The organism is Micromonospora sp. DT43 (genome assembly GCF_049841645.1).
GTDB lineage: Bacteria > Actinomycetota > Actinomycetes > Mycobacteriales > Micromonosporaceae > Micromonospora.
Map to the genome: position 1 here is coordinate 379,892 of NZ_JBNCKR010000001.1, position 19,509 is coordinate 399,400.

General features: G+C 71.3%; 21 protein-coding genes. 15 read left to right on the forward strand and 6 right to left on the reverse strand.

The genetic code is table 11. The annotated features are described in order from the left end of the window. The first annotated feature begins 27 nt into the window (after window positions 1-27). Together ACLQ26_RS01805 and ACLQ26_RS01810 are read left to right on the forward strand one after the other, a co-directional pair. Entirely contained in the window at window positions 28-408 is a 381-nt protein-coding gene (locus tag ACLQ26_RS01805) for a hypothetical protein (protein WP_425742796.1), read from the forward strand. A gap of 315 nt (window positions 409-723) precedes the next feature. Continuing rightward, window positions 724-1,080: a hypothetical protein gene (locus tag ACLQ26_RS01810; protein ID WP_425742797.1), complete on the forward strand. Its 357-nt coding sequence runs from the start codon at window positions 724-726 to the stop codon at window positions 1,078-1,080. 32 nt (window positions 1,081-1,112) lie between these two features. Here ACLQ26_RS01810 and ACLQ26_RS01815 read toward each other — a convergent pair whose 3' ends face one another. Beyond that, window positions 1,113-2,036, reverse strand: a complete 924-nt coding sequence (locus tag ACLQ26_RS01815; protein ID WP_425742798.1) for an expansin EXLX1 family cellulose-binding protein — start codon at window positions 2,034-2,036, stop codon at window positions 1,113-1,115. Between the two features lie 354 nt (window positions 2,037-2,390). Between ACLQ26_RS01815 and ACLQ26_RS01820 the strand changes: the two genes are divergently transcribed. From ACLQ26_RS01820 to ACLQ26_RS01835, 4 genes are all read left to right on the forward strand, one after another. Further along, window positions 2,391-3,617, forward strand: a complete 1,227-nt coding sequence (locus tag ACLQ26_RS01820; protein ID WP_425742799.1) for an epoxide hydrolase family protein — start codon at window positions 2,391-2,393, stop codon at window positions 3,615-3,617. Continuing rightward, on the forward strand, window positions 3,618-4,559 hold the full coding sequence (locus tag ACLQ26_RS01825; RefSeq protein ID WP_425742800.1) for a redoxin family protein: 942 nt from the start codon (window positions 3,618-3,620) through the stop codon (window positions 4,557-4,559). A gap of 36 nt (window positions 4,560-4,595) precedes the next feature. Further along, window positions 4,596-5,162, forward strand: coding sequence for a GNAT family N-acetyltransferase (locus ACLQ26_RS01830; protein WP_425742801.1), 567 nt, complete (start codon window positions 4,596-4,598; stop codon window positions 5,160-5,162). A 100-nt stretch (window positions 5,163-5,262) separates the two neighbouring features. Further along, a complete protein-coding gene (locus ACLQ26_RS01835) occupies window positions 5,263-6,129 on the forward strand; it encodes an AraC family transcriptional regulator (RefSeq protein WP_425742802.1) in 867 nt (288 codons plus the stop codon). 10 nt (window positions 6,130-6,139) lie between these two features. On the opposite strand, the gene ACLQ26_RS01840 is transcribed toward ACLQ26_RS01835, so the two are convergent. Next, a complete protein-coding gene (locus ACLQ26_RS01840) occupies window positions 6,140-6,637 on the reverse strand; it encodes an NUDIX hydrolase (RefSeq protein WP_425742803.1) in 498 nt (165 codons plus the stop codon). Window positions 6,638-6,828: 191 nt separating this feature from the next. Between ACLQ26_RS01840 and ACLQ26_RS01845 the strand changes: the two genes are divergently transcribed. The 4 genes from ACLQ26_RS01845 to npdG all read left to right on the forward strand — a co-directional run bounded on the left by ACLQ26_RS01845 (window position 6,829) and on the right by npdG (window position 10,434). Beyond that, on the forward strand, window positions 6,829-7,032 hold the full coding sequence (locus ACLQ26_RS01845; protein WP_425742804.1) for a hypothetical protein: 204 nt from the start codon (window positions 6,829-6,831) through the stop codon (window positions 7,030-7,032). A gap of 81 nt (window positions 7,033-7,113) precedes the next feature. Then, entirely contained in the window at window positions 7,114-8,019 is a 906-nt protein-coding gene (locus ACLQ26_RS01850; protein ID WP_425742805.1) for a histone, read from the forward strand. A gap of 182 nt (window positions 8,020-8,201) precedes the next feature. Beyond that, entirely contained in the window at window positions 8,202-9,632 is a 1,431-nt protein-coding gene (locus ACLQ26_RS01855; RefSeq protein ID WP_425742806.1) for an RNB domain-containing ribonuclease, read from the forward strand. Window positions 9,633-9,735: 103 nt separating this feature from the next. Further along, window positions 9,736-10,434 carry an NADPH-dependent F420 reductase gene (npdG, locus tag ACLQ26_RS01860; RefSeq protein WP_363683231.1) on the forward strand — a complete coding sequence of 233 codons (699 nt, stop codon included), beginning with the start codon at window positions 9,736-9,738 and terminating at the stop codon, window positions 10,432-10,434. Window positions 10,435-10,548: 114 nt separating this feature from the next. Here npdG and panB read toward each other — a convergent pair whose 3' ends face one another. After that, window positions 10,549-11,394 (reverse strand): 3-methyl-2-oxobutanoate hydroxymethyltransferase, encoded by an 846-nt coding sequence (panB, locus tag ACLQ26_RS01865; protein ID WP_425742807.1) that lies wholly within the window; start codon window positions 11,392-11,394, stop codon window positions 10,549-10,551. Between the two features lie 154 nt (window positions 11,395-11,548). Then, a complete protein-coding gene (locus ACLQ26_RS01870; protein WP_425742808.1) occupies window positions 11,549-13,306 on the reverse strand; it encodes an NAD+ synthase in 1,758 nt (585 codons plus the stop codon). 239 nt (window positions 13,307-13,545) lie between these two features. Between ACLQ26_RS01870 and glnA the strand changes: the two genes are divergently transcribed. The 4 genes from glnA (at window position 13,546) to ACLQ26_RS01890 (ending at window position 16,664) form a co-directional block, all read left to right on the forward strand. Next, on the forward strand, window positions 13,546-14,895 hold the full coding sequence (gene glnA, locus ACLQ26_RS01875; protein ID WP_007463316.1) for a type I glutamate--ammonia ligase: 1,350 nt from the start codon (window positions 13,546-13,548) through the stop codon (window positions 14,893-14,895). 87 nt (window positions 14,896-14,982) lie between these two features. Further along, the gene (locus tag ACLQ26_RS01880) at window positions 14,983-15,408 is read left to right on the forward strand and encodes a DUF350 domain-containing protein (protein WP_007463315.1); all 426 of its coding nucleotides are present in this window, start codon (window positions 14,983-14,985) and stop codon (window positions 15,406-15,408) included. Window positions 15,409-15,466: 58 nt separating this feature from the next. Continuing rightward, complete coding sequence (locus ACLQ26_RS01885) at window positions 15,467-16,159, forward strand: helix-turn-helix transcriptional regulator (RefSeq protein ID WP_425742809.1); 693 nt, start codon at window positions 15,467-15,469, stop codon at window positions 16,157-16,159. Window positions 16,160-16,286: 127 nt separating this feature from the next. Then, window positions 16,287-16,664 (forward strand): VOC family protein, encoded by a 378-nt coding sequence (locus tag ACLQ26_RS01890; RefSeq protein WP_425742810.1) that lies wholly within the window; start codon window positions 16,287-16,289, stop codon window positions 16,662-16,664. Window positions 16,665-16,821: 157 nt separating this feature from the next. On the opposite strand, the gene ACLQ26_RS01895 is transcribed toward ACLQ26_RS01890, so the two are convergent. Beyond that, entirely contained in the window at window positions 16,822-17,286 is a 465-nt protein-coding gene (locus tag ACLQ26_RS01895) for a hypothetical protein (RefSeq protein ID WP_425742811.1), read from the reverse strand. A gap of 186 nt (window positions 17,287-17,472) precedes the next feature. Here ACLQ26_RS01895 and ACLQ26_RS01900 point away from each other — a divergent pair, with 186 nt between their 5' ends. Next, window positions 17,473-18,363, forward strand: a complete 891-nt coding sequence (locus ACLQ26_RS01900) for a virginiamycin B lyase family protein (RefSeq protein ID WP_425742813.1) — start codon at window positions 17,473-17,475, stop codon at window positions 18,361-18,363. 82 nt (window positions 18,364-18,445) lie between these two features. Here ACLQ26_RS01900 and ACLQ26_RS01905 read toward each other — a convergent pair whose 3' ends face one another. Next, a complete protein-coding gene (locus ACLQ26_RS01905; protein ID WP_425742814.1) occupies window positions 18,446-19,381 on the reverse strand; it encodes a S66 peptidase family protein in 936 nt (311 codons plus the stop codon). Window positions 19,382-19,509: the final 128 nt, after the last annotated feature.

A 19,509-nucleotide genomic window follows, 5' to 3' on the forward strand; every position in this document is an offset into this window, starting at 1 on the left:
TTCTCGGCGTTCTATCTCGTCTTCGCGATGACCGGCGTGGCACTTGTCGGCTGGTCGATCGCGGACGAGCAGCGGAGAGCGGAGGCATCGGCCGAGGTGCTGGACGTCGAGGGCCGCGGGACCCGAACCATCCTGACGGTTCAGTTCAGCACCGCCCGTGGTGAGGTGTCTAAGGAGAGCTTTCACTCGTCGGTCGCTGCGAACCGAGCCGTGACCATCGGCGAGCGCATCCGCGTCACCTACGGCGAGAGCCATCCCTGTCTGGGAGTGCGCGAGGTCGGCGACCGATCGCCCTGGCACATCCTCATCATCGCGGTGGTGATTCTGACCGTCGCCGTCATCATGGCCTACGTCGTCTGGCGCCGGCCGCGACCTCCGCTGCCGCTCCGTTACGCGGGAATGCCCTGACGAGTAATTCCTGACCCTGGCTGGGCAGTGGGCGCAGACGGCGGCTGGCGGTGACCGTCGGTCACCTCCGTAGGGGCGGTCGTGGTCGTGAGCGGTATACCTCAGAGTCATATTCATACCTCTGAGGTATACCGCTCACCAGCACATCGACACGGCGGGCAGCCACAGCGGATGACCAGCGCCCTTCGCCGCAACCCCAGCCCCGTCTTGAGTCAGGACCTACTCGTCTAGCGGTCTGGGCGATCGGACCGAGGAAGCCGGCAGCGGGTCTCGCTTATCGTCGGCATGAATCACGGGCAGCGTAGGAGAGGGACGATGGTGGAGCCGGATCAGCTCGCTGCGGCCCGCCGTCGCTTCCCGGTGGGTGACCACGTCACGGGTCGGGTGGTTCTCATACCGCGACCCGGCTCGATAGGTCTGCTCGTCGACCTGAGCCACGAGCGGTGGGTGGCCATCAAGGCACGGTTTCCGATCGGCTCGGTGGTCGCCGCGATCGTGACCCACGTCTTCCCTTCGAACAGGGAATACGTGGTGAGGTTCGGGGACTGCTGGTCAGCTCTGGAATGGGACGACGAAGCCCCGGCACTGGGCGTGACCGGCACGTACAGCGTTGTCCGGCATCTCGAGGAGACTCGACGGATCATCCTCGCGCCGGCCGACTCATCCCGCTGAACGACGTCGGACATCCACCAACGTGTAACTCCTCAGCAGCGAGGGCTGTCGAGTGCGGCGGCACCGGCGAGGGCTTCGACTGTCGCCGTCGGCGCGGTCGACTCCGCAGGGGTCGGTGAGGGCGCGATGGTGGGGCTCGGCGAGGCCGACGGGGAACTGCTCGGCGTCGGAGAGGCGAGGGTGGCCGTGCTGCGCTGCACCTGCTTCGTGACCATCCGGATGCTGGTGGCGATCGCCTGGCGTCCGTACACGTCGGTGACCCGGATGCTGTACGGCCCGGCGCCGATCCCGTCCTCGATGGTCCAGTAGTTGTCCGCCTGGCGGGTCGCCTTGCGGAAGCCGCCGCTCGACCCCTTCGCCTCGACCGTGCGGAGCGGGTTGCCGTGGTTGCCGACCTGCACGGCGAACCAGTACTTCGACGCGCCGCCCTTCATCCGGAAGGTGAGCCCTCCGTCGAGCGGCGGGTTCACCACCGCCCGGTACGTCACACGGGCGATGCCCTGCGACCGGTCGGCGATCCGGGCGAACGCCTCGTCGGAGAGGTCGATCTTGCGGGTTCCGCACCCGCCGCACTGGTCCATGACCATGACCCGGACGGTGCCCTTCGGGCCGCTGACGTCCAGGTAGCTGCCGCAGGCCGCAGCTCCGGCGTACTGCGACGAGCCGAGTGCCACGTAGAGCCGGTCCGCGGGTGGGCTCGGGAAGGAGCAGGTGCCACCCGAGCGGCCCGCGTCGTAGAAACTCGCTGTTCCCTTGTGGACGGAGCTGCCCGTGGGCGGAGCGGCGCAGGCCGGGGCGGCGCCTCCGCGTACGGCGAGGGTGATCCCGAGTACGGCGGCCAGGGCGGCGATCCCGGCACCTGCCAGCCAGTGCCTGACCCGGCGACTCAACCGGGGCGTGCCGCTGTTGCCGGCGGGGGTGGCGTTCTCCGGATCCGTGCCTGGTGCTGCCGTCACAGCGGCTGATGTTGCCGCACTCCGCCGCGGCAGCGCAAAGCCGTCGAGCGGACTGTCACCTACCGCACCGGGTAGGTCGCAGTCCGTCGCAGCCCGGTGCTTGATCCACTCGGCTTCAAGGAAGGCGGGGTGTCGTGTCCCCCGGGATGGACCGGTTTCAAGGAAGCCGAGAGGATCAAGCGGCTCCGCCGACGGATGGACAGTGCCGTATCGCCACGAGGTCGAGGCGTGGCGTTCTACGCTCCGAGATATGGCGGCGGCGTGCCCATTCCGAATTGGCGCACAAGCTCGGGCAGTGCCCTCACCCATGATTCCCCTCGCGAGGCATGAACTTTCGACAGAGAGGAAGCACGCATGGCTGTCAAGACGAAGGCACGTCCCGGCACCAGGGAGATCCGGCCGTTCACGGTGGAAATCCCCCAGGCGGACCTCGACGACCTGAAAGGGCGAATCGCGGCCGCCCGCTGGCCGGACAAGGAAATCGTCGACGACCAGTCGCAGGGCGTGCCCCTCGCGACGATCCAGGCCGTCGCCCGCTATTGGGAGAAGGAGTACGACTGGCGCAAGGTCGAATCGCGGCTGAACGCGCTACCGCAGTTCATGACCACGATCGACGGGGTGGACATCCACTTCATCCACGTGCGCTCGAAGCACGACGACGCGCTGCCGCTCATCGTCACCCACGGGTGGCCCGGTTCGGTGATCGAGCAGTTGAAGATCATCGAGCCGCTCACCGACCCCACCGCCCACGGCGGCAGCGCCTCGGACGCCTTCCACCTGGTGATCCCGTCGCTGCCCGGTCACGGTTTCTCGGGCAAGCCGACGGTGGCGGGCTGGAACCCGCAGAAGATCGCGACCGCGTGGACCGAGTTGATGAAGCGTCTCGGCTACTCGCGATTCGTCGCCCAGGGCGGCGACTGGGGCGCGGTCATCGTGGACCAGATGGGCATCCAGGCACCCCCGGAACTGCTCGGCATCCACACCAACATGCCCGGCGCTGTCCCCACCGAGATCGACCTGTTGTTCCAGGGCGACACCACAGGCGCGAACAACGCCATGGGCTCACTGCCCTCCGGTCTGTCCGCCGACGAGATGCGTGCCGCCGAGGAGGTCAACTACGTCTGGAAGCACGTCGCGTACGCCCTCATGATGGCGACGCGTCCGCAGACGCTTACCGGCCTGGCGGATTCGCCGGTCGGGCTGGCGTCCTTCCTGCTCGACCACGACGCGAAGAGCCTGGCCCTCATCGCGCAGGTCTTCGACGGCGCCCAGGCGGGCCTCACCCGTGACGACATCCTGGACAACATCTCGCTCTACTGGTTGACGAACACCGCGATCTCCGCGTCCCGGCTGTACGCGGAGAACAAGCTGTCGTTCTTCGCCGCCAAGGGCGTGAACGTCCCGGTCGCCGTGAGCGTCTTCCCCGACGAGCTGTACGAGGCGCCGCAGAGTTGGGCCGAGCAGGCGTACCCGAACCTCATCTACTTCAACAAGCTCGACGTGGGCGGGCACTTCGCGGCCTGGGAGCAGCCGAAGATCTTCTCCGAGGAACTGCGGACCGCTTTCCGGTCACTGCGCTAGATGGCCGTGCACCTGCCTCCGCTGAACGGTGCGGTCGAGTGGCTCAACTCCGAGCCGCTCGACCCCGCCGAGCTGCGCGGACGCGTCGTGCTCGTGAACTTCTGGACGCTCACCTGCATCAACTGGCTGCGTCAGGAGCCGTACGTCCGCGCCTGGTCGCAGGCCTACCGCGACGACGGCCTCGTCGTCGTCGGGGTGCACACGCCGGAGTTCACCTTCGAGCACGAGGTCGACTGGGTACGCCGGGCGGTCGCGGCCCGCTCGATCGACTACCCGGTCGCCGTCGACAACGACTACGCGATCTGGAGTGCCTTCGCCAACCAGTACTGGCCTGCGCTGTACGTAGCGGACACCGACGGCGTCATCCGCGACGAGCACTTCGGTGAGGGGCGCTACGAGCAGTCCGAGCGCACCCTTCAGCACCTGCTCGGCATCGAGCGCGACCCCGTACCCGTCAACGGGGTCGGCCCGGAGGCGGCGGCCGACTGGGACAGTCTGCGGACGCCCGAGACGTACCTCGGGTTCAGTCGCGGCGACCACTTCGCGTCGTCGAACGGTGCGGCGCTCGACGAACGCCGCGCCTACGACCTCCCCGGGAGCCTGGCGCTCAACCAGTGGGCCCTGGCGGGGGAGTGGACGATCGGGTCGGAGAACGTCGCGCTCGACGGGGCCGGTGGCGGCATCGCCGTCCGCTTCCACGCACGCGACGCGCATCTCGTGCTGGCCCCTGTGGTGGGACGGTCGGTCCCGTTCCGCGTGCTGCTCGACGGCGAGGCTCCCGGGCCGTCCCACGGCGTCGACGTCGACGCCGACGGCAACGGTGTCCTGGAGGACGGACGGCTCTACCAGCTCGTCCGCCAACAGGGTGCGGTCCGGGAGCGGACCCTGGACATCACGTTCGACGAGCCGGGCGCAGCGGCGTACGCCTTCACTTTCGGGTGAGTCAGCGCCCTACCGTCCGCGATAGTGTCGACCGCTGTGACAACGCCTGAGATCACTCTCGCAACGCCAACGGACCGCGATGCGGTGGTCGGCACTCTGGTCGCCGCGTTCGTCAAGGATCCCATCCTGCGGCACCTGTTTCCCGACGACGCGACCTATCCGCGTTACGCCGCCACCTTCTTTGGCAACCTGTTCGACAAGCGGGTGCACAGGTCGTCGATCTGGATGATCGGCGGGGGTGCGTCCGTCGCCGTCTGGGAGCCGCCGGACGCCGGGCACGCGTCGACGGACGCCGACCCCGACTACCCCGCCGACGTGCTGGCCCGCGTGCGGGGCTACGACGAGGTCGTGCACGCCGCCCTGCCGACGTACCCGTTCTGGTATCTCGGCGTCCTGGGCACCCACCCGGACAGCGCCGGGCGCGGTTGGGGCCGTGTCGTCATGCGGGCCGGGCTGGCCCAGGCGGCCGCCGAGGGCCTGCCGGCGATCCTGGAGACCAGCAACCCGGGCAACGTCGAGCTGTACCGCCGCGCCGGCTGGGAGGAAATGGGCTACCTGGCCGAGCCCGTCCCCACCTGGATCATGCAGCAGCCGACGCGCTGAACTACTGCAGCCCCACCCGACCGTTGCGGGCATCGGAAGTCGGGTGGAGGCCGGGGCCTGCCGCCTAGCGTTGCTGCTCGTAAGAGGGAAGGAGGCCCGGGTGCTGGAGCGGCTCAACGAGGCCATGGCGCACATCGAGCGGCACCTCGACGAGCAGATCGAGGTGGCCGACCTGGCGCGGATCGCGCTGACGTCGGAGTACCACTTCCGGCGACTGTTCTCCGCGCTGGCCGGCATCGGACTGTCGGAGTACATCCGTCGTCGTCGGCTCACCGTCGCCGGCGCGGACGTGCTCGCGGGTGAGCGGACACTGCTCGACGTCGCCGTGCGGTACGGCTACGGATCGGCCGAGGCGTTCGCCCGGGCGTTCCACGCCGTACACGGCGTGGGGCCGGGAGAAGCTCGGCGTACGGGGGCAGTGCTGCGCGCCCAGCCCCGGATGTCCTTCCGACTCACAGTGGAAGGGAGTGGCAGCATGGAGTACCGAATCGTCACCAAGGACGCGTTCGCGCTGGTGGGACGCAAGGCCCGGGTCCCGCTGGTGCACGAGGGGATGAACCCGGCGATCGTCGCGTTCATCCGGAGCATCGACCAGGAGACGACCGCCCGGATCGAGGCGCTCTCCGATCAGGAGCCGACCGGGATCGTCAACGTCAGCGACAACCTCGCCGACGGTCGGGCCGAGGGCAGCGAGTTGGACTACTGGCACGGGGTGGTCACCGGCGTCACGCCACCGGAGGACCTGGACGCGCTTCCGGTGGCGGCCGGAACATGGGCGGTGTTCACCACCTCCGGCGCGTTCCCGCAGGCCGTCCAGTACCTGTGGCGGGACGTCTTCACCCAGTGGTTCCCGTCCAACCCGTACCGCAGCCGACCCGGACCGGAGATCTCCCGGGTGCGGGTGTCCGCGGACGGGACCACGGCGGACGCCGAACTGTGGATCCCCGTCGAGCGGGTCGCGGCCTGACGGGCGCGGCTCAGGTGGGGACGTCGTCCCAGTTCGTGCCGGGCGGCAGGTAGCCGGCCGACGGGTTGTCGCGCAGCGCGTAGGCGATGACCAGCAGGTCGTGTGGGGTCAACTCGGGCAGCCGGTCCAGCGGAAACCACCGCACGGCCACCGACTCGTCGTCGTTGACCCGGGCGGTGCCGGACACCACCCGGCAGAGGAAGCCCAGGTTGAGGATTTCGCACCGGTCCCCGTTGGGGTAGGTGTGCGGGTGCGAGACGGCACTGGACAGCCGGACGGGCGCCACGTCCAGGCCCGTCTCCTCCCGCACCTCCCGCAGCAGCGCGGCGGCCGGCTGCTCGCCCGACTCGACGAAGCCGCTGATGATCGACCACCGCCCGTCGTCGGCGCGTTGGCCGAGCAGCAGCTCGCCGGCATCGTTGCGGATCACCGCGCTGACGCTGGGCAGCCACAGCAGGTCATGACCGATGTGCTTACGCATCCGCACGACGTAATCCGGTACCGACATCGGGCGATCATAGGCCGCCGGTGGGCGGCCATGGCCGCCCCGGCGGCTCGCGCCGTCGGGGCCCAATGCCCCATCCGCGCTTTTTTCGGTGTTTTCGCCCGGAGTGCGGTGAGCGTCTCTACTGTGGAGAGGGTTCGGCGACTTGCGTGATCCGGTGGCGGTCCGCCCGTTCCCGGTGCACAGTGATTCCCATGAACGACAGCGGACGTAATGGGCAGTTCTACTGGTGCACCCGGCACCACCGGGTCGAGACGGACGCCAACGTGTGTCCGGCGAAGCACGTTCTCGGCCCGTACAACTCGGCGGCCGACGCGGAGAACGCCCTGCAGCAGGTGCAGGAGCGCAACGAAGCGTGGGAGGCCGAGGACGCTCGTTGGGCCGGGGAGGACAGGTAGACGGCGCGGGACGGCCCGCGTCGCGGTAGTTCGTGCTCCGCGAGGACGCACGCGAGAGCACGTCCCCGAGGAGGAACCACGATGGCCGAAGCACAGCAGGCCACCACCCGTCCGGCCGCCCGACGCACCACCGCGAAGAAGACCGCAGCGGCGGAGCGCAACACGTCGGCCAGCCGGACCACCCCCGTGCGCAAGTCCACCACGGGTGCCGCGAAGGCGCCGGCGCGGAAGGCAGCCGGCGGCGCGGGCCGTGCCCCGGCCAGGAAGACCACCACGGCGGCGAAGAAGGCCCCGGCGAAGAAGGCCGCGACCAAGACGACCGCGAGCAAGGCCGCCCCCACCAGGACCGCCGCGGCGAAGAGCGCGGCGGCGAAGAAGACCACGACCAGGACCAGCGCGGCGGCCAAGAAGGCCCCGGCCAAGACCTCGACCGCCACCCGCAAGACGACCACCGCCGCGAAGCGGACCCCGGCGTCCACGACGCGCAAGAGCACCACCGCCGCGAGCAGGACGACGGGTACGGCGAAGAAGAGGACAAGCGCCGCCAAGAAGACGACAGGCGCCGCGAAGAAGACCACGGCGTCGGCGGCGAAGCGGACCACCGCAGCCGCGAAGGCGCCCGCGCGCAAGGTCGCGACCAAGGCGTCCACCGTGAAGAAGACGGCCGCCAAGAAGGCCCCGGCGAAGAAGACCGCGGCGAAGAAGGCCCCTGCCAAGAAGGCGGCTGCGAAGAAGACCGCTTCCACCCGCCCGAGCGGCGGCGCCCGCAACGCCCCGGCGAAGAAGGCCCCGGCCGCGAAGGCGACAGGCACCTCGGCGATCACCGCCCGCAAGGCGGCGGCGAAGAAGGCCCCGGCGAAGAAGACCACCGCAGCCAAGGCCCCGGCCCGCAAGGTGACCGCCCGCAAGTCACCCGGCCGCCCGGTCGCCGCACGAGCCACCACCCCCCGGGGTACGCGCAGCACCGCCCGAAAGGCGACCGGCTGAGCGCAGGCGCCTCGGCGCGGCACCGGTTCGTTCCACGGGTCTGCCGTGTCCAGCGCGGCAGAGCGCCACGGCGGTGCGAGATGGCGGGTCCGCACGCGGCGCGGAGCGGTTCGTCGGCGGGCGACGGAGATCTCGGCCGGTCACCGGAAGCGGATCACCGGCGGCGCTGTCAGGATTGACCCGTGGTCATCCGACGCGTACTCGCGCCCCGCATCGACTTCGGCGCGCTGCGCCGCGAACTCGGCCTGCCCGAGGGTTTCCCGGCTGCCGCCCAACGGGAGGCCGACGCGGCGGCTGCCGCGCCGCCCCGGCCCTCGGTCGACCGCACCGACATCCCGTTCGTGACGCTCGACCCGGCCAGCTCACGTGACCTGGACCAGGCGATGCACCTCGCCCGCCGGCCGGGTGGCGGCTACCGGGTGCGGTACGCCATCGCGGACGTCGCCGCGCACGTCACGCCGGGCGGCGCGCTCGAGGAGGAGACCTGGCGCAGGGGGGAGACGGTCTACCTGCCCGACGGCAACGTGCCGCTGCACCCGCTGACGCTCAGCGAGGGCGCGGCAAGTCTGCTGCCCGACGACGACCGGGCCGCCGTGGTGTGGACCATCGACCTGGACGCCGACGGCGGCACCGTGGCCGTCGAGCTGGAGCGCGCTCTGGTGCGCAGCCGGGCCAAACTCGACTACACCGGAGTGCAGGCGGCGGCCGAGGCCGGCCAGTTGCCCGAGCCGATCGCGCTGCTGCCCGAGATCGGCGACCGACTGACCGCCCGGGGCCTGCGCCGTGGCGCCATCAACCTGCCGCTGCCCGAGCAGGACGTGGAGCCCGACGGTGACGGCTGGCGGCTGGTCCTGCGCGGGCCGGTACCGATGGAGGAGCACAACGCGCAGATCTCACTGCTGACCGGGATGGCCGCCGCCGACATCATGCTGGCCGGCCGAGTGGGCCTGCTGCGCACGATGCCGGCACCGAAGCCGGAGGCGGTGCAACGCCTGCGGGCGGCCGCCGCTCCGTTGGGCGTGCACTGGCCGGACGGCGTGGGCCCCGGTGAGGTGATCGCCGGCCTGGACGCCGCGCAGCCGCGTTCCGCCGCGTTCGTCGACCAGGCGGCCGAGCTGATGCGCGGCGCCGCGTACACCGCCTTCGACGGCACTGCCCCGGAGCAGCCCGAGCACGGCGGTGTGGCCGCCGCGTACGCCCATGTCACGGCGCCGTTGCGACGCCTGGCCGACAGGTACGCCACCGAGGTCTGCCTGGCCCTGCACGCGGGCCGGGAGGTGCCCGACTGGGCCCGCGCGGCGCTGCCCCGGCTGCCCGAGGTGATGGCCAGCACCGACCGGACCGCCTCGGCCGCCAGCCGCGGCGCCGTCGAACTGACCGAGGCGGTGCTGCTGGAGCACCGGGTGGGGGAGACCTTCGACGCGGCGGTACTCGACGTCGACGCCCCGCCCAACGGCAAGTCCCGGCCCCGCCCGCCCGGCGGAACGGTGGCCCTGGACGCCCCACCGGTACGCGGCCGCTGCCTCGGTGCGCTGCCGCTCGGCGAACGGGTCCGGGTCCGCCTGGTCACCGCCGATCCGGCGGCCCGCACGGTGCTGTTCGAGCTGGCCTGAGCCGGCTGTTCCGGCCGGGCCGGTTCGGCGGTCCGGCACGTAGCGGGGATTGTCACAGCGGCCGGCGCTGCTGACCCACCGGGCGGTTTGCGAGGATGAGCCCATGGCATACGACGCGAGCACCCTGCCCGACGTGTCCGGGCTGACGGTCGGCATCATCGGCGGCACCGGCGACCAGGGCCGTGGCCTCGCCTATCGCCTAGCCCGGGCCGGGCAGACGGTGCTGATCGGGTCCCGCTCGGCGGAGCGGGCCGCCGAGTCGGCCGCCGAGATCGCCGCGCTGCCCCGGATGCCTGCCGACGTCAGCGTCACCGGCGCGGCCAACGACGAGGTGGCCCGCCGCAGCGACGTCGTGATCATCGCGGTGCCGTGGGACGGGCACGCCGCCACCGTCGCCGCCCTGGCCGAGCCGCTCGCCGGAACGATAGTCGTCGACTGCGTCAACCCCCTGGGCTTCGACAAGCAGGGCCCGTACGCCCTCACCGTCGCCGAGGGAAGCGCCGTCCAGCAGGCCGCCGCGCTGCTGCCCGACTCCCGCGTCTGCGCCGCGTTCAACCACGTCAGCGCCCCGCTGCTGGCCGACCCCGAGGTCGACCGGATCGACCTCGACGTGCTGATCTGCACCGAGGACCGGGAGCTCGTCGACATCGTCGGAGCGCTGGCCGCCCGGATCCCCGGGATGCGCGGCATCTACGCCGGCCGGCTGCGCAACGCCCACCAGATCGAGGCGTTCACCGCGAATCTGATCGCCATCAACAAGCGCTACAAGGCGCACGCGGGCATCCGCGTCACCGACCTCTGACGAGGCCCCCGGGCCGACGAACGGCGTGATCCATTCGGGTTCGCTGAAATCGGGGTGTCCCGGTGCCAGGGATACCCCGATTTCAGCGAAGCCGAGTCGATCAGACTGGCTGTGCTAGAAGGTGTGCTCGGCTGCCGGGAACTCGCCGCCGCGGACCTCTTCGGCGAAGCGGCGCGTCGCGTCGGTGAGGACGTCGGCCAGGTCGGCGTAGCGCTTCACGAAGCGCGGGGCCCTGCCGGTACGCAGGCCGGCCATGTCCTGCCAGACCAGCACCTGGGCATCGGTGTCCGGGCCCGCGCCGATGCCGACAGTGGGGATCGCCAGTTCGTGGGTGATCTGCTTGGCCACCTCACCCGGCACCATCTCCAGCACCACCGCGAACGCGCCCGCCTCGGCCACCGCCCGCGCGTCGGCCAGCACCTCGTCGGCCGTGTCGCCCCGGCCCTGCACGCGGTAGCCGCCCAGGGTGTGCTCGCTCTGCGGGGTGAAGCCGATATGCGCCATCACCGGGATGCCGGCCCCGACGATCGCGGCGATCTGCGCGGCGTTGCGGCGGCCACCCTCCAGCTTCACCGCGTGGCAGCCACCCTCCTTCATGAACCGGACGGCGGTGCGCAGCGCCTGGGTCGGCCCCTCCTCGTACGAGCCGAAGGGCAGATCACCGACGACGAGGGCCTGCCGGGTCGAGCGCACCACGGCCCGTACCAGCGGAAGCAGGTCGTCGGTGGTGACCGGCAGGGTGGTCTCGTAGCCGAACACGTTGTTCGCGGCCGAGTCGCCGACAAGCAGCACCGGCACGCCGGCCCGGTCGAAGATTCCCGCCGTGTACTGGTCGTACGAGGTGAGCATCGGCCACCGCTCGCCGCGTTCCTTGGCGGCGATCAGGTCGCGGGTACGGATCCGACGGGTGGCCGGTCCGCCGTACAGCGCGGTCACCTCGTTCGGAGTGGACTCGGTCATGACTGTCTCCTTCCTCGAGGCCGCCTGCGCGGTCCCCGGGTTCCGTCGCGATCGTCGCACCGGAAGACCGGGTGACGGCAGGGCGCAGTGGAAGATGTCACTCACGACCGCCGCGCCGGGCCGGGTTCGGTGACCCGGCCCGGGTGTACGGGCCTCAGCCGTTCTCGCGCCACCGGTTGGTGATCGGCAGGCGGCGGTCGCGGCCGAACGCCTTCATGGAGATCTTCGCGCCGGGCGCCGACTGGCGTCGCTTGTACTCGGCGGTATCCACCAGCCGCAGCACCTTGTCGACGACGGCCGGGTCGTGGCCCGACTCGACAAGCCCGTCGCGGCCCAGGTCGCCGTCGACGTAGCCGATCAGGATCGGATCCAGCACGTCGTAGTCGGGCAGGGAGTCGCTGTCGAGCTGGCCCGGGCTCAGCTCGGCGCTCGGCGGCTTGCCGATCGAGTTCTCCGGGATCGGGGCGGTATCGCCGCGGCGGGCCGCGTCCGCGTTGCGCCACTTCGCCAGCCGCCACACAAGCGTCTTCCAGACGTCCTTGATCGGGTTGAAGCCGCCCACCGAGTCGCCGTACAGGGTGGAGTAGCCGACCGCTAGCTCGCTCTTGTTGCCTGTGGTGAGCACCAGGTGGCCCTCCTGGTTCGACAGCGCCATCAGGATCACACCGCGTACGCGGGCCTGGAGGTTCTCCACGGCGATCCCGGACAGCGACAGGTTGGCCAGGAAGGCGTCCACCATCGGCTGGATCGGCTCGACGCGGTAGTCCAGCCCGGTGCGCTTGGCCAGGTCGGCGGCGTCCTCACGGGAGTGCTCGGAGGAGTGCTGGCTGGGCAGCGACACCCCGACCACCCGGTCCGGGCCGAGCGCGTCGACGGCGATGGCGGCCACCACCGCCGAGTCGATGCCGCCGGAGAGGCCGAGCACCACCGACGCGAACCGGTTCTTGTTGACGTAGTCGCGCAGGCCCAGCACCAGCGCGTGCCACACCTCGGCCTCGTCGGCCACCGGCTCGATCAGCCCACCGGCGACGGCCGGGCCGGACGGCGCGGGTGGAATCACGTCCAGCGTGTGGTGCGCCACCCGCATGCCGTCCGCGACGTTGCGGCTGCCCGGGGCCGTGGTCGCGGCCGGCAGCTCGATGTCGTGCACGAGCAGGTGCTCGACGAACTGCGGGGCGCGGGTGAGCAGCTCACCGTCGGAGGTGACGATCATCGAGTCGCCCTCGAAGACCAGCTCGTCCTGCCCGCCGATCATGTTGACGTACGCGATGGCGGCGCCCGCCTCGGCGGCCCGGCGGCGCACCAGCGGCAGCCGGATGTCGTCCTTGTTCAGCTCGTACGGCGAGCCGTTGATGTTGACCACCAGGCCGACGCCTGCCTGCCGGGCGGCGGCGAACGGCCCGCCGGCCTGCCACAGGTCCTCGCAGATGGTCAGCGCGACGTCCACCCCGCCGATCCGCGCCACTGTCAGCTGGTCGCCGGAGACGAAGTAGCGGTCCTCGTCGAAGACGCCGTAGTTGGGCAGGTGGTGCTTGAAGTAGCGGGCGACCACCTCGCCCCGGTGCAGCAGCGCGGCGGCGTTGCGGGCACCCCGGCCGGGCTCGGCGTCCCCGCTCACCTGCGGCGGCCCGTCGGCGTCCAGGTAGCCGACCACGACCGGCAGGTCACCGAGACCGTCCTCGGCCAGGTCGGCGGCGAGCCGCTGGACAGCGGCCTGGGACGCGGCGACGAAGGAACGTCGGAAGACCAGATCCTCGACCGGGTAGCCGGTAAGCATCATCTCCGGGAAGAGCACGAGCTGGGCGCCGGCGTCGGCGGCCTGGCGGGTCCAGCTGCGGACCAGGTCGGCATTGCCGGCAATGTCGCCGACGCTCGGGTTGACCTGGGACAGGGCGAGACGCAGGGTGGGCATGCCCTCATCTTGCCCCAGCACGGCCGGAGCAATCCGCACCGTCGGACGAGATGGCGGCCACGCTCGGGCACCGCGCGAGGGTCCGACCCGATCGGTACCGCTCGGCGGGCGGGACACGAGGGGACGGGCGGCGGCGGTTCGCGTAACGTCTGCGTAACCAGGCCCGGGAACACTGGGCGGTCAGGTCGGGTACAGCCCGACCAAGGCGGACAAAAGAGTTGTCGCGAGGGGTTGGGGAAGTGGACCGTCAGCAGGAGTTCGTCCTCCGTACGCTGGAAGAGCGGGACATCCGGTTCGTCCGGCTGTGGTTCACGGACGTGCTGGGCACGCTCAAGAGTGTCTCGGTGGCGCCCGCGGAGCTGGAAGCGGCCTTCGAGGAGGGCATCGGCTTCGACGGCTCGGCCATCGAGGGCTTCGCCCGGGTCTTCGAATCGGACATGGTGGCCATGCCCGACCCGACCACCTTCCAGGTCTTCCCGTTCGAGGGCGGGGTCAGCGGCGAGAGCGCCCGGATGTTCTGCGACATCCTGCTGCCCGACGGCGGCCCCTCCTGGGCCGACCCGCGGCACGTGCTGCGCCGCGCGCTGTCCAAGGCGGCCGAGAAGGGCTTCACCTTCTACACCCACCCCGAGATCGAGTTCTTCCTGCTGGAGAACGGCCCGCAGGACGGCTCGGTACCCACCCCGGTGGACACCGGCGGCTACTTCGAGCACACCACCCACGCGGTGGCCCGCGACTTCCGCCGCCAGGGCGTGCTGGCCCTGGAGCGGATCGGCATCTCGGTGGAGTTCAGCCACCACGAGGTCGCGCCCGGCCAGCAGGAGATCGACCTGCGCTACGCCGACGCGCTGACCACCGCCGACAACATCATGACCTTCCGGCACGTGGTGAAGGAGGTCGCGCTCTCCACAGGCGTGCAGGCCAGCTTCATGCCGAAGCCGTTCACCGACCAGCCGGGCAGCGGCATGCACACCCACCTGTCGCTGTTCGAGGGCGAGCGCAACGCCTTCCATGACGGCGGCGACCCGATGAAGCTCTCCAAGGTGGCGAAGTCCTTCATCGCCGGCCTGCTGGTGCACGCCCGGGAGTACACGGCGGTCACCAACCAGTGGGTCAACTCGTACAAGCGGCTCTTCCCGCAGGCCCTGCCGGACCGGATCACCGAGAGCCCGGCGTACGTCTGCTGGGGTCACCTGAACCGATCCGCGCTGGTCCGCGTCCCGGCGTACGGCAAGCCGAACTCGGCCCGGGTGGAGGTCCGTTCGCTGGACTCGGCGACCAACCCGTACCTCGCCTTCGCGGTGCTGCTCGGCGCCGGCCTGAAGGGCATCGAGGAGGGCTACGAGCTGCCGCCGGGCGCCGAGGACGACGTCTGGTCGCTGAGCAGCGCCGAGCGCCGCGCCATGGGGTACGAGGCTCTCCCGGAGAACCTGGCCGAGGCGATCGACGTGATGGCCGAATCCGAACTGGTCGCCGAGGTGCTCGGCGAGCACGTCTTCGACTTCTTCCTGCGCAACAAGCGGGCCGAGTGGGAGCAGTACCGCCGCGAGGTCACCCCGTACGAGCGGCAGCGTTACCTGGCGCTGTAGTCGCGGGGCTGACGCGGTGGCGCGCTGCCGCTATCGTCTCGATCACCGCGCCGGTACCCCTCCGGGCGGAGAGTCGGGAGGCAGTCGGTGCTGGAGGATCTGCTCAGCGGTGCCTGGCAGAGCGTCGTGTTCGGTGTCGTGGGCGTCGGGCTCATGGCGGCCGGGTTCGGGCTTGTCGACCTGCTCACCCCGGGGCGGTTGCGGGAGCTGATCTGGGTCGAGCGCAACGCCAACGCGGGGTTGCTGCTCGCCGCCAACCAGCTCGGCATCGCCGGAATCGTCTTCACGGCGATCCTGACCAGCTACAGCGACTTCGGCCGGGGCTTGGCCTCCACCGTGGTCTTCGGGCTGGTCGGGCTGGCCATCATGGCGCTGGCCTTCTTCGTGCTCGACCTGCTCACCCCCGGCAAGCTCGGTGAGGTCATCTGCTCGCCCGAGCCGCACCCGGCCGCCCGGGTCAGCGCCGCCACGCACTTCGGCGCGGCACTGATCGTCTGCGCCTGCATCGCCTGAGGCCGGTCGCTGAACCGGTCGCTGCGGGGCGTCGTACCCCGGCCGTAGCGTGCGGGGCATGAACCGCACGGACCGGCTCTACGCCCTGGTCGAGGAGCTGCGGGCGATGTCACCCCGGCCGCGCAGCGCCCGTTGGCTGGCCGCCCACTTCGAGGTGAGCAGCCGGACCATCGAGCGGGACATCGGCGCGCTCCAGGAGGCGGGCGTGCCGATCTGGGCCGAGCCCGGGCGCACCGGCGGCTACATCCTGGACCGCAGCCGCACGCTGCCGCCGGTCAACCTGACCGCGGCCGAGGCGGTGGCGATGGCCGTCGCGCTGCACCGGCTCGCCGGGACCCCGTTCGCCGGGCCGGGCGCCAGCGCGCTGCGCAAGCTGGTGGCGGTGCTGCCGGCCGCCGACGCCGCCGAAGCGCACCGCCTCGCCGGCCGGGTACACCTGATCGGCGACGGGCCGGCCACGCCCGTCCCGGCCACCGTCGCCGACGCGGTCACCGCGCGGCGGGTGCTGCGCATCCGGTACGCCGACCGCGCCGGCATCGACTCGGTGCGCGACGTCGAGCCGCTGGGCTACCTCGGCAACCCCCGACACTGGTATCTGCTGGCCTGGTGCCGGCTGCGCGACGAGCTGCGCTGCTTCCGTACCGACCGGATCGCCGACGTCCGGGCGCTGCCCGAGGTGGTGGTCCGGGAGCTGCGCCTGACTGATCTCGACATCCCCCATGAACGCGTCCGCCCGCTGAGCCTCGTCTGAGTCAGGTCAGGATCGCGCCGACCTCCGCCGGGTGATCCGGAAACACCGACAGGACGCTGTCGCGGACGGCCCCGAAACTGCTCCAGACGACGGCGAATCGCCGTCCCGGCAACTCTGGAGGCAGCACGTGTCCACGACGCCCATCACCTGGTTCGAGATCGGCACCGACCGGCCGGACGAGGCGGAACGCTTCTACGGCGAGCTGTTCGGCTGGACCTTCGAGGAGCAGGGCGGGGGTAGTGGCGGGTCCTACCGCGTGACCGGGGCCGGCGGCGATACCGGGATCGGCGGGGCGATCCGAGCGACCGACGGGACGTCCCCGAACTACGCGGTGTTCTACGCCGAGGTCGCCGATGTGGCGGAGACCTGCCGGCGAGCCGAGGCAGCCGGCGGCAGGGTGTTGGTGCCGGCGCGAACCGCCCCGAGCGGGCTCACGTTGGCGCACCTGCTCGACCCGGCCGGTAACCACCTGGGCGTGTTCGCACCCCCACCCGGACAGGGCTGACCCCTGGGCTGGGTCCGGCCCGGTCCCGGCTTGGTCTGGCCCGGTCCCGGCCGATGATCGACTCGGATTCCATGATGTCGCGGTGTCCGGGTGCGTGGGACACCGCGACTTCACGGAAGTCGAGTGGATCAAGCGGGTCGGGGTCGGGCCCGCTGGATTAGTTGCCGGGCGCACCTTCGCCGTGGTGGATGCCGGGACCGCGGTGGCCGCCGGCGCCGGGGAAGACGCCGGCCTCGACGGCCTTGGTGATGGCATCGGCCTGCTCCTGGGTGAGCTTGCCGTCCTTGACCGCCTGGTCCAGGCGCTCCTTGAGTGCGGCCTGCCGGTCCTCGGCTGACGGGCGTGCCGGACGATCGGCGGGCCGATGCTGCTCGCGGACCTTCTCCAGTGCGGCGGTCACCTTGTCGGTGGGGACACCCAACTCCTTGGCGAGCGCCTCGGCGAACTCACCCTGCCGGTCGGCCTTCGCTCCGGGAACGGGGGCGGGGGCGGTGCTGGCGTTCGGGGCGGGCGTCGGAGTGTCCGCGGCGAACGCGATCGTCGGGGCGGCGATCCCCACGCCGAGGACGCCCGCGGTGGCCAGGCCGGCCAGCAGGTGCTTCCTACGGATGGTGCGGGACATGCAGTCCTCCAGAAGGTCGGTGATGCGGCAATATCGCCACCGACAGTGACCGGCGATCCTGGGCGCGACCCGTGGCGATCCTGTCAGCGAGCTGGCAATCGAGGCCGGTGCCCGGTGAAATCGGTTGTGTCGTCGTGGGTCGGGCCGTCAGGGTTGGTGGTCGCCAACGAAGGGACGTACCGCGAGATGACCGTCGAGATTCGGGAGATTGCGCTCGTGGGGCCGGACGCCGGCCCGTACGGAATCACGGTTGGGCCCGACGGGGCGTTGTGGCTGACGCTGGTCCATGCCGGCGGGATCGCCCGCCTGGGGCCCGACGGCGACGTTCGGACCTACCCGTTGGAGCCGGCCGGCGGCCGACCGTTGATCATTACGACGGGGTCGGACGGCGCGCTCTGGTTCACCCGCTCCGGGGACGACCGGATCGGTCGACTCACCGTCGACGGCGAGCAGCGCGCGATCGCCCTGCCGGCCGGCACCGGGCCGGGCGGCATCGCGGCCGGGCCCGACGGCGCGCTCTGGTACGCCGGGATGACCTCCGACACGATCGGCCGGGTGGACACCGACGGTACGGTCACCGGATTTGCGCTGCCCGTGACCGGCGGGTTCGCCTCGATGATCACCGCTGGCGCGGACGATGCCCTCTGGTTCACCCTCAACCGGGCGAACGCGATAGGCCGAATCGACCTCGCCGGCCGGGTGACGCTGCACCCCTTGCCCACCCCGGACGCCGGACCGGTCGGCATCACCCTCGGCGCGGACGGGTCCGTCTGGTTCGTGGAGATCGCGGCCGGTCAACTCGGCCGGATCGACCCGGAGGGGGAGATCGTCGAGTTCCCGCTGCCGGACCGGGCGGCTCGTCCGCACGCCATCGTGGCCGATCCGGCGGGCGGCGCGTGGTTCACCGAGTGGGGCGCCAACCGGATCGGCCACCTCGATGCCACCGGCCGGATCGAGAGCTACGACCTGCCCACCCCCGGGGCGGAACCCCACGGCATCGCAACAACCCCCGACGGAGTCTGGGCGGCACTGGAGATCGGCGCGGTGGCCCACCTGACCCCTAACCCCACCGCCTGACCCTGGTGATCAGGAGGTTCGTGCACGATCCGGCCCGAAGATGACCCAAACCTCCAGACCACCGGAGGAAAGGGGGCGGGGGTTACTGGACGGCGGGGGAGACAGTCAAGGTTCCGGTGTCGGTGTCGAGGGTTGCCTCGGTGCCCACCGGGACGGTGAGCTGGTCGGGGCCGTGGCCGATGGGGAGGCCGCCGAGGACCGGTACGCCCAGGTCGCCGAGGCGTTCGCCGAGCACGTCGACGATCGTGGTGTCCCAGCCGTCACCGCAGTCGGTGAACTGCCCGACCGCCACTCCGGCCAGTCCGTCCAGAGTGCCGGCCCGGCGCAGGTGGGTGAGCATCCGGTCGACCTTGTACGGGGGCTCCTGCACGTCCTCGATCAACAGCACCGTACCGGTCAGGTCGGGCAGGTCCGGCGTGCCGATCGACGCCGCGATCAGGCACAGGTTGCCGCCCAGCAGGGTGCCGGTGGCGCGGCCCGGCACACGTACGCCGAAGGTCTCCTCGGTGGGCACCGCCTCGACGGTCACCGGTTCGGTGGTCATCAGCGCCGCGTGCAGGGACTCGGCGGAGCGCAGCGACGTCCGCTCGTCCCGCCAGGCGGCCCCCGGGCCGTGCACGCCGGCCAGCCGGGCGCCCCGCCACAGGGCGAGTTGCAACGCGGTGATGTCCGAGAAGCCGGCGACCACCTTCGGGTCGCGGCGGACGGTGGCCATGTCGATGGCGTCCACGATCCGCTGGGCGCCGTACCCGCCCCGGGTGCAGATCACCCCGCGCACCTGCGGATCGGCGAACGCCGCGTTCAGGTCGGCGGCCCGCAGGTCGTCGGTGCCGGCGAGGTAGCCGTGCCGGGCGTACGCGTTCGACGCCGGCACCGGCCGCAGGCCCCACCCGGTGAGCAACTCCATGCCCCGCGCGACGCGCTCCGGCGAGGTCGGCCCGGACGGCGACACCAGCAGCACCGTGTCCCCGGGGCGCAGGACGGGCGGGCGGACGACTGCGGAATCCTCGCTGATCACAACCGCAGAGCCTAACGAGCCCCGAACGCCGGCCGTCGACGCCGACGCACGGTCCGGCCGCGAACGCCGGCGTACGTGTGGGAGCGTGCGAGTGGCGGGGCGTGGCGCTGTGGGACGTACCGGCTAGC